We start from the raw sequence: 10,541 nt of genomic DNA, 5'->3' as shown, positions 1-10,541 counted from the left end.
AGCGGGTATCGCCGACTACTGGTTCAAATACGTGGGTCTGAACGGCGCCATCGTCGGCATGACCAGCTTCGGCGAGTCCGCGCCGGCTGAGCTGCTGTTCGAAGAGTTTGGCTTCACCGTTGAGAACGTGGTCGCTAAGGCGAAGGCGCTGCTGGCGTAGGTTCGGGTCTGCTATCACCGGGGTTTTGATAAACGCGGGGCTGGCTTATCGGCTATTCTGGCAACAACAACGCTGGCAGCTCTGCAACATAAAGGAAGGGATCGTCATGAGTAAACTTGTGATTGGCGTAAATACCGCGATGTTCGACGGCCTTGATACCGACGTCGCCTTTAGCACCATTAAAAAAGCCGGGTTTCATTACGTTGAGCTGGCCTATAACCAGGGCTACGTGGGCGATATGCCGCCCGAGCTCTTTGGCGCGGAAAACGCGGCGCATATTCGCGAGCTGCTGGAAAAACACCAGTTGGGTACGCATGCGCTGGGGGCGACGATGAATATGGGCGCCGCGGATGCAGTGGAGCAGTTCAGCCAGCGCATCCGCTTTGCCAGCATGATTGGCGCAAAATGGATCAACGTTTGCGTCGGCAGGAGCGCCGATCGCGCGCGTATTATCGATAATCTGCGCGAGCTGGCGGCGGTTGCCACCGAGCACGGCTGCACGATCTGTCTGGAAAACGGCGGCGATCCGAATTATGACGTCTTCCGCCTGGCTGACGACGGCTTTGCGCTGCTGGAGGCTATCGATAGTCCGGCGGTGGCCTTCAACGTTGATGCCGGCAATATTGTTTCGCTGTGCCCGGACGTCGATCCGGTTGCGGCGGCGATCGCTATGCTGCCGGGGGCTCAGCACTGCCACCTGAAGGATCTGCAGGTCCGCGACGGGGAGGTGCACTTCACGCCGATGGGCTACGGGCAACTGAGCTATGTGCCAATGCTGAAAGAGCTGGAGGCGCGCGCCATTCCCTGTAGCCTGGAGATTCCGCTGCGCATGCATCGCCAGCGCGACAGCTACCCGGTACGGGGGGATTCACCTATCGATCCGGCGTATAGCCTCGAGGTGCTGATCCAGTCCCGGCAGATGCTGGAGAAATGGTTGGGCTACCCTGTCGGCGCCTGATAAATAAAAATGCGCCGCCGCTGAAATTCCGGGTAAAGGGCATAAGCCGCTGGCGCAATTTATTTTATTTTTAAACCCGCAGTTTATTCTTATTTATCGATGAGAATGAACTGAATGTCATGACCGGTATTTTTATCCGGGATTATAAAAATGATTATAAGCACATTTCCATGTTCTGTGATTAAGGTCGCATACGGTATCTGATGTATATGTTGTTATGTCTGTAACATAAGTTCATAAACCGCTCTTTTGTTCACTTAGGGCAAAAAGAGTAACTAATGTTCACCGGGTACTTAACGCTCATAGATTAATTTCGTTTTATTTTTTTAACGACTTTTAAAATCGAAGGTTAATTATGTCTGACTCTACACTCACTCCATTACCAAATACAAAGAAGCCCACTAACTACCGCTGGGTTATCTTTGCTACGATGTTCTTCTTATTAGCCGTTAACCTGATGGATCGTATTACCTTGTCGATCGGGATGCCGTATATAAAAGAAGAGTTCGATCTTTCACCAACAACTCAGGGTTTGATTCTTAGCAGCTTCTTCTGGTCCTATGCTCTGCTGCAGGTGCCGGGTGGCTGGCTGCTCGACCGCTACGGCCCGCGCAAAGTGATCACCGGCGCGCTGTTTGGCTGGGGGTTCTTCCAGGCCATTATCGGCCTGGCGAGCGGCGGGATTAGCCTGATCCTTTCCCGTATCGGTTTAGGGGTCATGGAAGCGCCGGTTTCACCCAGCGGCGCGAAGCTGAGCTCAACCTGGCTGACGCAATCTGAAAGGGGCCGCGGGGCGGTTATCATGGATTCCGGCAGCCCGCTGGGCGTGGCGATCGGCGGGATTATCGTAGCCCATTTAATCGTGCTGCTGGACTCGTGGCGCGTCACCTTCGTGGTGGTCGGCCTCTTCACCATGCTGCTGGGCTTTGTGGCATGGCGAATTCTGCGCGACCGCCCGTCTGAACACCCGAAAGTAGACCCGAAGGAGGTGGCGTATATTGCCGCCGGCAACGTCAGCAGCGCGACCGGTGAGGAGAATACCGCGCCGACTAAGGGGCTGGGGATCAGCTGGTTTACGATGGCGGCGATCATGATTGGCCGCGCCTCCTGGGGCATGGTGTACTGGGGACTGCTGACCTGGGGACCGAGCTATCTGGCGCAAGCGCAGGGTCTGCAGCTGGCCTCTATCGGTAACTCGACGTTTATCATCTTTATCATGGGGACGCTGGGATGCCTGTTTAGCGGCTTCTTCGTCGACTTCCTGGTGAAAAAAGGCGTCAGCCATAACGTCTCGCTGAAAAGCCTGCTCTCTATCTCCGGTATCGTCGGGCTGAGCGTGCTGTACGCGCTGTCGACGGTGACCGATCCGGACCTCGCCGTTGGCCTGCTCTCCGTCGCTGCCTTCTTCATGATGTTCGGCAGCCTCTACTGGAGCTTCCCGGCGATTCTGGCGCCGAAAGACCGCGTCGGTCTGGTTGGCGGGCTGATGAATATGGCGAACAGCTGCGCGGGGATTCTGGTGCCGATTCTGGTGGGCGTTATTTTACAGGCCACCGGCAGCTTTGAAAGCGTGCTGGTCTATTTCGCCATCTGCGCCGGCCTCTACACCGTTGGAACGCTGTGCATTAACTTCAATAAATTACCGCTGAAAAACGGCCAGCTGTCGTACCAGAAATAAATAGCCGCTGAGTTATGCGGATAAATCGCTATTAAATACAGGATGCTGATATGTCAGTTATATTACGAGTGGATAAAGTACCGCAGACGTTAGCGGATGAGTTGGCGCTCGCCCACACGTTGTATGAATACAGTAAATTGTCCGCTGAACAATTGCATGCCATTGCCGGGGAAGTCCAGGTAATATTAGCCAGTGGGGAGTCGAAGGTTGAGGCCGCGCTGATTAATCAATTACCACAATTAAAACTAATCGCCGTATTTGGCGTCGGCTATGACGGCGTGGATATTCGCGCCGCTGCGCAAAAAGGCGTCCAGGTGACCAATACGCCGGATATTTTGACCGATGACGTTGCCGACCTTGGGCTCGCCCTGATGCTGAACGTATCAAGGCGCATTACCGGCGCGCAGAAGTTTATTGAGCGCGGCGGCTGGCAGTCCGGCACCTACCCGCAGTCAACCAAAGTCAGCGGCGGGCGGCTGGGCATCGTGGGCTTCGGCCGCATTGGCCGGGCGGTCGCGAAAAGGGCGCAGGGCTTTGCGATGCGCATTGCCTGCTTTGACCGCAATCCCGTTGAGAGCAGCGAGGTGACCTACTACTCCGATCTACTGGAGCTGGCGAAAAATAGCGACGTGCTGATGGTATGCGCCAGCGCGGGGAAGGAGAGCCAGAAGCTGATTAACCACGACGTGCTGGCCGCGCTGGGGCCGCAGGGGATTTTAATCAACATCGCCCGCGGCAGCGTGGTGGATGAGGAGGCGCTGGCGGAGGCGCTCACCCTCGGCACGATCGGCGGCGCGGGTCTGGACGTTTTCGCCAACGAGCCTCAGGTTCCGCAGGCGCTGTTAAACCGCGATGACGTGGTGGTGACGCCGCATATCGGCAGCGCCACCCGCGCCACCCGGGCGGCGATGGCGCAGCTGGTCATCGATAATATTACGGCGTTTTATGCCGGCAAGCCGCTGCTGACGCCGGTCCGATTGGCGTGACGTCCGTCTAATGCCTGCGGGCGCAATGGGGTTAATAAAAAGGGGCCTTTATGGCCCCTTTGCTATTCAGGCGTCGCTATCAGCGCTGGGCCTCGCGCCAGGCGCTCTGCAGAAACTCTCGGCACTGGCGCTCGTTATCCCACAGGTCGTCCTGCTCGGTGGTGCGCATTTCGACGGCAAGGGAGATGGGGCCGAGCTCCTTCGGCAGCGCAAGGCTCATTGCGGTTCGGATGATGTGCGCCGCTGACGCCGTGGTGAGGAACCCCGGTTCACCAAACTTCATATGATAATCACCGTAGCCCTCGGCCTGCGGATCGAGGATGGCGTTCGCCAGATGCAGCTGCGAAATCAGCGGCGCGGCGAGCGCCAGCGATTCCGCCAGATCTTCCTGATTCAGCGAGACGTGGGCGCTGTCCCAGGCGAGATAGAGCTTCGGGCAGTCAGGGCGCAGCGCTTTCATCCACTCCACGGTCTCGTCCGTTGGGCCAATCAGCTGGCATTTATGCGCAAAGCGGTCGAGCGGCTCCACCTGTAAAAGCATGTTGTCATACTGGCCAACGACTTCGCCAATGCGTACCAGCGCTTCGCCAAACCCCTTTTTAGCCTCTTCCCGGCGCGCGTCGCCGGGATCGCCGCCGCTCACCAGCGACAGCTTGCTGGTGCCGCATTCGGCCGCCAGGTGCACCAGCTCGCAGGCGCGACGGATGGATTTCTCCCGCAGATCCGGGTCGAGGCTGCTGAGGTTGAGCTGGTCCTTGAGCAGTTCGAAGGTCAGCCACTGGGTGACGTTCAGGCGCTGCCGTTCGGCGAGATCGCGGATGTTCGCCGCTATCTCCGGGCGGTGGATAATGCCGGTTTCAAATCCCCGGTAATAGCCGATGTCGGCGATTTTGTGGATGACCTGTAAAACGGCGTTTTCATCGCCGGCCAGTGGGAAGAAAAGTTCGGCGATGTGCGCCGAAGGATACAATTCGGTCGTTGCTGTCATATCACTGCCTCCTCAAAGAGCGGGGGGTTAAGGTGTGGGCTAAGCGGTTACGCCAGGTGCAGGAAGCGCTTTATTGGCTGTGAACATTTTAATGATATCTGAACATATGAACAAACATAGAGCAGGCGTAATGTCATAACCTTGACGCCGATCGCACTTTGCTTTAAACGACGCTTATGCGCGTATTGCTATTGATTCTAATGAGGATAATGTTTCGCAATCATGGGCCAGGCAGGCGCGTCGGCGGCACGGTTCGGCGAGATAAGCAGCATTCATGCGTTGCTATGCTGTTCAAAAGTATGCAGGGAGCGGAAAGGGAAGGCGTATCTTAGGGACGGTGTTTAAGCTGCGGTGTTGTCAGGGATTTTGCGGCGGGTGGATTGCCGCAGGCGTTGTAGGGCCAGACGGACCCTGTTGCCGGGCCCGTCTGCGAGGTGATGCGCGGCTAAGCGCCGGTCTGCCCCTTAGCCTGGGCTGCCGTGCGGCAGCGCAAAGGCCTACAACTATTCGTCGTCGCGTTCTTTGGCGGCGCGCTGGCGGTCGTAGAACTCATCTTCCGCGGCGATAATTTCATCCATCAGCGAGTCCATATCGACCGCGTGGACCTCTTCAACAAAGAGGCCGGTTAGCGGCGTTTCCGGCGTTAATTTTCCGTCTTCATACAGCATCCAGATCTCTTTCGCATAGCGCGTCTTCAGGAGCTGCGGGGCAAACTGGCCGTAGTAGGCGGTGATGTTATTCACGTCGCGTTCGAACATGGACTGCGCGTGGTTGTTTGCCGCGGCGTCTACCGCCTGCGGCAGGTCGATAATCACCGGCCCTTGCGCATCGAGCAGGACGTTGAACTCCGACAAATCACCGTGAACAAGACCGGCGCACAGCATGCGCACGATATTGCGGATCATGGTCGCGAAGTCGGCAACGGCTTCCTCTTCCGTCAGGGCGACATCGCTCAGGCGCGGCGCCACCGCGCCCTCGGCGTCAGTGATAAGCTCCATCAATAATACGCCGTCAATGCAGATATAGGGCTGAGGTACGCGAACCCCGGCGTTAGCCAGGCGGAACAGGGCGTCGACCTCGGCCATTTGCCAGGTCTCCTCCTGCTGCTTGCGGCCGAACTTCGAGCCCTTTTGCATCGCACGGTTATTGCGCGAGTTGCGGACCTTACGCCCTTCCTGATACTGCACGGCCTGCTTAAAGCTGCGCTGTGCCGCCTCTTTGTAGACTTTGGCGCATTGGATCTTGTCACCGCATAAAACAGTGTAAACGTCGGCCTCTTTACCGCTTTTCAGCCGCTGAAGCACTTCGTCTATCAGGCCGTCATCGACCAGAGGTTGGATTCTGTTTGGGATTTTCATGCGGCTTTATACCTTATTTCAGACGCTTTTCGTACTGATAATACGGGACAGTCATCGTGTTCCCTCCTGGTCAAAATCATGACATTGCTCGGTAAGTGCGATGTTTTCTGCAATGGGTCACAAGGTTAACTGGAATCAGGGAAATTGTCCCGCAGGAATGCAGGTTCAAAACGGCCGCAGGGCATACGCGGTGGGGCTCTTAGGGGTTCATCTCATGCCGCCGGCCGTCGCCGATGGTGAATTTCGGGCGGGCTGGCGCGGCGAAGCGGCCCTGACGGCGCCGAGCGGTTACGGTAAAGCCAGAAAAAACAACGGGCCTTAACAAATGGTCATACTTCACTCTCGCGAATAGCACATAAAGTGCAACAATTATTCTTGCACTTAATTTAGCGCCTCCCTACAATCGCCGCGATAGTGTACTCGTAATTGATACATATTTTGTGGCGATGAGCGACACAAATGGCCTTCAGCCAGCCCGAACAAAGGAAGTGGCGCTGCGTCCCCCGCGGCGTCTTGTTCGGCGGCAACAACAACCAGCGGAATAAAAATAATGAGCCTGCAAAAACCTTGGGTTAACTTTCATCGGCGTTTATTGGGGACGGCGCTGCTCGCGGCGCTGCTTGCCGGATGCGATAACGGCGTCGCGCAAAATGCCGCGCCGCAGGCGCCGGCCGTCAGCGCCGCCGACGTCGTGGTTATGCCCGTCAGCCAGTGGGATAGCTTCAACGGCCGCATCGAAGCGGTAGAGAGCGTCCAGCTGCGCCCGCGCGTCTCCGGCTATATCGACAAGGTGAACTACACCGACGGCCAGGAAGTGAAAAAGGGCGAGGTGCTGTTCACCATCGACGACAGAACCTACCGCGCCGCGCTTGAGCAGGCGCAGGCGGAGCTCTCGCGCAGCAAAACCCAGGCCAGCCTGGCGCGTAGCGAAGCCGGCCGTACCGACAAGCTGGTGAACACCAACGTGGTCTCCCGCGAAGAGTGGGAGCAGCGGCGTTCGGCCGCCGTCCAGGCGCAGGCCGATATGCGGGCGGCGCAGGCGGCGGTTGACGCGGCGCAGCTGAACCTTGATTTTACCAAAGTGACCGCGCCTATCGACGGCCGCGCCAGCCGCGCGCTGATCACCAGCGGCAACCTCGTCACCGCGGGCGACAGCGCCAGCGTGCTCACCACCCTGGTGTCGCAGAAGACGGTGTACGTCTACTTTGACGTGGATGAATCAACCTATCTTCACTACCAGAACCTTGCCCGCAGCGGGCAGGGGGCGTCCAGCAGCCATCTGGCCCTGCCGGTAGAAATTGGCCTGGTCGGAGAGGAGGGCTATCCCCATCAGGGCAAAGTGGATTTCCTCGACAATCAGCTCACGCCGAGTACCGGCACGATCCGCATGCGCGCGGTGCTGGATAACGCCCAGCGCCTGTTTACGCCGGGGCTCTTCGCCCGCGTACGTCTGCCGGGCAGCGCCGAGTTCAACGCCATGCTGATTGACGACAAGGCGGTATTGACCGATCAGGATCGCAAATACGTTTATATCGTTGATAAAGATGGTAAAGCGCAGCGTCGTGATATCACGCCTGGCCGCCTGGCGGCGGGCCTGCGCATCGTGCAGCAGGGGCTCAACCCCGGCGATAAAGTCATCGTAGACGGCTTACAAAAAGTGTTTATGCCGGGCATGCCGGTTAACGCGAAAACCGTGGCCATGACCGCCAACACCGCCCTTAACTGATCCCTTACCAGAGAATCCGTCGTATGGACTTTTCCCGCTTTTTTATCGACAGGCCGATTTTTGCCGCGGTGCTGTCGATTTTGATTTTCGTCACCGGGCTGATCGCGATTCCGCTGCTGCCGGTCAGCGAATATCCTGACGTCGTGCCGCCGAGCGTGCAGGTGCGCGCGGAGTATCCGGGCGCCAACCCGAAGGTTATCGCGGAAACCGTGGCGACGCCGCTGGAAGAAGCGATCAACGGCGTTGAAAACATGATGTACATGAAATCCGTGGCCGGCTCCGACGGCGTGCTGGTGACCACCGTGACCTTCCGCCCGGGTACCGATCCCGACCAGGCGCAGGTTCAGGTGCAAAACCGGGTATCGCAGGCCGAAGCCCGCCTGCCTGAGGACGTTCGCCGCCTCGGGATCACCACCCAGAAGCAGTCCCCCACGCTTACCCTGGTGGTGCATCTGTTCTCGCCGAATGGCAAGTATGATTCGCTGTATATGCGCAACTACGCCACGCTGAAGGTCAAAGATGAGCTGGCGCGCCTGCCGGGCGTCGGCCAGATTCAGATTTTTGGCTCCGGCGAGTACGCGATGCGCGTCTGGCTGGACCCTAATAAGGTGGCGGCGCGCGGCCTGACCGCCTCTGACGTCGTTGCGGCGATGCAGGAGCAAAACGTGCAGGTTTCCGCCGGCCAGCTCGGCGCCGAGCCGCTGCCGAAAGAGAGCGATTTCCTGATCTCGATTAACGCCCAGGGACGCCTGCATACCGAGGAGGAGTTCGGCAATATCATCCTCAAAACGGCCCAGGACGGATCGGTGGTGCGCCTGCACGACGTGGCGCGCGTTGAGATGGGCTCCGGCAGCTACGCCCTGCGCTCGCAGCTGAATAATAAAGACGCGGTCGGGATTGGTATCTTCCAGTCGCCGGGGGCGAACGCCATCGACCTCTCTAACGCCGTGCGCGCCAAGATGAGCGAGCTGTCGACGCGCTTCCCGGAGGATATGAAGTGGGCGGCGCCGTACGACCCAACGGTCTTCGTGCGCGACTCCATCCGCGCGGTGGTGCAAACCCTGCTGGAAGCGGTGGTGCTGGTCGTGCTGGTGGTGATTCTGTTCCTGCAAACCTGGCGCGCGTCGATCATCCCGCTGATTGCCGTGCCGGTGTCGGTGGTGGGGACGTTCAGCATTCTCTATCTGCTTGGCTTCTCGCTGAATACCCTGAGCCTGTTCGGGCTGGTGCTCGCCATCGGGATCGTGGTGGATGACGCCATCGTGGTGGTGGAGAACGTCGAGCGTAATATTGAAGAGGGGCTGGCGCCGCTGCAGGCGGCGCACCAGGCGATGCGCGAGGTCTCCGGGCCGATTATCGCGATCGCCCTGGTGCTGTGCGCGGTATTCGTGCCGATGGCCTTCCTCTCCGGCGTTACCGGACAGTTCTACAAGCAGTTTGCGGTGACCATCGCGATTTCGACGGTGATCTCGGCGATTAACTCGCTGACGCTCTCCCCGGCGCTGGCGGCGCTGCTGCTCAAGCCGCACGGCGCGCCGAAGGATATGCCGACCCGGCTTATCGACAGGCTGTTCGGCTGGCTGTTCCGACCGTTTAACCGCTTCTTCAACCGCAGCTCTAACGGCTATCAGGGGCTGGTCGCGAAAACCCTTGGCCGCCGCGGGTCGGTGTTCGTGGTTTATCTCCTACTGCTTTGCGCCGCCGGAGTGATGTTTAAAGCCGTGCCCGGCGGATTTATTCCGACCCAGGATAAGCTGTACCTGATTGGCGGCGTGAAGATGCCGGAAGGCGCTTCGCTGGCGCGAACCGATGCGATGATCCGCAAGATGAGCGAAATCGGCATGAACACCGAAGGCGTGGATTATGCGGTGGCGTTTCCGGGGCTCAACGCGCTGCAGTTTACCAATACGCCGAACACCGGGACGGTCTTCTTCGGCCTAAAGCCGTTCGATCAGCGTACGCACACCGCGGCGGAAATTAACGCCGAGATTAACGCGAAGATCGCGCAGCTGCAGCAGGGGTTCGGCTTCTCGATCCTGCCGCCGCCGATTCTGGGGCTGGGCCAGGGTTCCGGCTACTCGCTCTATATTCAGGACCGGGCCGGTCTGGGCTACGGCGCGCTGCAAACCGCGGTTAACACCATGTCGGGTGCGATTATGCAGACGCCGGGAATGCACTTCCCGATCTCCACCTATCAGGCCAACGTTCCGCAGCTGGACGTGCAGGTGGATCGCGATAAGGCCAAGGCCCAGGGCGTGTCGCTGACCGACCTGTTCGGGACGCTGCAGACCTATCTGGGATCGTCCTACGTGAACGATTTCAACCAGTTTGGCCGCACCTGGCGCGTGATGGCTCAGGCCGACGGGCCGTTCCGCGACAGCGTGGAGGATATCGGTAACCTGCGCACCCGCAACAGCCAGGGTGAGATGGTGCCGATTGGCAGCATGGTGAATATCACCACCACCTACGGGCCTGACCCGGTGATCCGCTACAACGGCTACCCGGCGGCGGACCTGATCGGTGATGCCGATCCGCGCGTGCTGTCGTCCGCTCAGGCGATGACGACGCTGGCCGGGATGTCTAAGCAGGTGCTGCCGAACGGGATGAATATTGAATGGACGGACCTCAGCTACCAGCAGGCCACTCAGGGCAATACCTGTCTCTTTTCTATATCTTTTACACCTCCG

Annotated in this window: 8 protein-coding genes; 6 read left to right on the top strand and 2 right to left on the bottom strand. The window is 58.7% G+C overall.

Translation table 11 applies throughout. The annotated features are described in order from the left end of the window. From PFH44_RS20690 to PFH44_RS20675, 4 genes are all read left to right on the top strand, one after another. Positions 1–160: transketolase-like TK C-terminal-containing protein (locus PFH44_RS20690; protein ID WP_283826005.1), on the top strand; the 160-nt coding region annotated here is incomplete at its 5' end. Positions 161–266: 106 nt separating this feature from the next. Next, the gene (locus tag PFH44_RS20685; RefSeq protein ID WP_283826004.1) at positions 267–1,118 is read left to right on the top strand and encodes a sugar phosphate isomerase/epimerase family protein; all 852 of its coding nucleotides are present in this window, start codon (positions 267–269) and stop codon (positions 1,116–1,118) included. Positions 1,119–1,473: 355 nt separating this feature from the next. After that, positions 1,474–2,796, top strand: coding sequence for an MFS transporter (locus tag PFH44_RS20680; RefSeq protein ID WP_283826003.1), 1,323 nt, complete (start codon positions 1,474–1,476; stop codon positions 2,794–2,796). A 50-nt stretch (positions 2,797–2,846) separates the two neighbouring features. Next, positions 2,847–3,782 carry a 2-hydroxyacid dehydrogenase gene (locus PFH44_RS20675; RefSeq protein ID WP_283826002.1) on the top strand — a complete coding sequence of 312 codons (936 nt, stop codon included), beginning with the start codon at positions 2,847–2,849 and terminating at the stop codon, positions 3,780–3,782. Between the two features lie 79 nt (positions 3,783–3,861). Here the strand turns inward: PFH44_RS20675 and PFH44_RS20670 are convergent, their stop codons facing one another. Both PFH44_RS20670 and PFH44_RS20665 read right to left on the bottom strand, forming a co-directional pair. Further along, the gene (locus PFH44_RS20670) at positions 3,862–4,770 is read right to left on the bottom strand and encodes a sugar phosphate isomerase/epimerase family protein (RefSeq protein WP_283826001.1); all 909 of its coding nucleotides are present in this window, start codon (positions 4,768–4,770) and stop codon (positions 3,862–3,864) included. A gap of 503 nt (positions 4,771–5,273) precedes the next feature. After that, positions 5,274–6,128, bottom strand: a complete 855-nt coding sequence (locus tag PFH44_RS20665; RefSeq protein ID WP_045857838.1) for a PA4780 family RIO1-like protein kinase — start codon at positions 6,126–6,128, stop codon at positions 5,274–5,276. Between the two features lie 550 nt (positions 6,129–6,678). On the opposite strand from PFH44_RS20665, the gene PFH44_RS20660 reads away from it, so the two are divergent. Both PFH44_RS20660 and PFH44_RS20655 read left to right on the top strand, forming a co-directional pair. Further along, on the top strand, positions 6,679–7,854 hold the full coding sequence (locus PFH44_RS20660) for an efflux RND transporter periplasmic adaptor subunit (RefSeq protein ID WP_283825998.1): 1,176 nt from the start codon (positions 6,679–6,681) through the stop codon (positions 7,852–7,854). A gap of 23 nt (positions 7,855–7,877) precedes the next feature. Next, the coding region (locus tag PFH44_RS20655; RefSeq protein ID WP_283825997.1) for an efflux RND transporter permease subunit at positions 7,878–10,541 on the top strand (2,664 nt) is incomplete at its 3' end.

The organism is Klebsiella sp. Ech2A (assembly GCF_030078455.1).
Lineage (GTDB): Bacteria > Pseudomonadota > Gammaproteobacteria > Enterobacterales > Enterobacteriaceae > Klebsiella > Klebsiella terrigena.
This window is presented reverse-complemented; position numbering and strand designations above follow the sequence as displayed.

Excerpts from the sequence above, each read along its gene's own strand:
- PFH44_RS20675 (WP_283826002.1), top strand. The coding sequence starts at position 2,847 with ATGTCAGTTATATTACGAGTGGATAAAGTACCGCAGACGTTAGCGGAT.
- PFH44_RS20680 (WP_283826003.1), top strand. The coding sequence starts at position 1,474 with ATGTCTGACTCTACACTCACTCCATTACCAAATACAAAGAAGCCCACT.
- PFH44_RS20665 (WP_045857838.1), bottom strand. The coding sequence starts at position 6,128 with ATGAAAATCCCAAACAGAATCCAACCTCTGGTCGATGACGGCCTGATA.
- PFH44_RS20685 (WP_283826004.1), top strand. The coding sequence starts at position 267 with ATGAGTAAACTTGTGATTGGCGTAAATACCGCGATGTTCGACGGCCTT.
- PFH44_RS20660 (WP_283825998.1), top strand. The coding sequence starts at position 6,679 with ATGAGCCTGCAAAAACCTTGGGTTAACTTTCATCGGCGTTTATTGGGG.
- PFH44_RS20670 (WP_283826001.1), bottom strand. The coding sequence starts at position 4,770 with ATGACAGCAACGACCGAATTGTATCCTTCGGCGCACATCGCCGAACTT.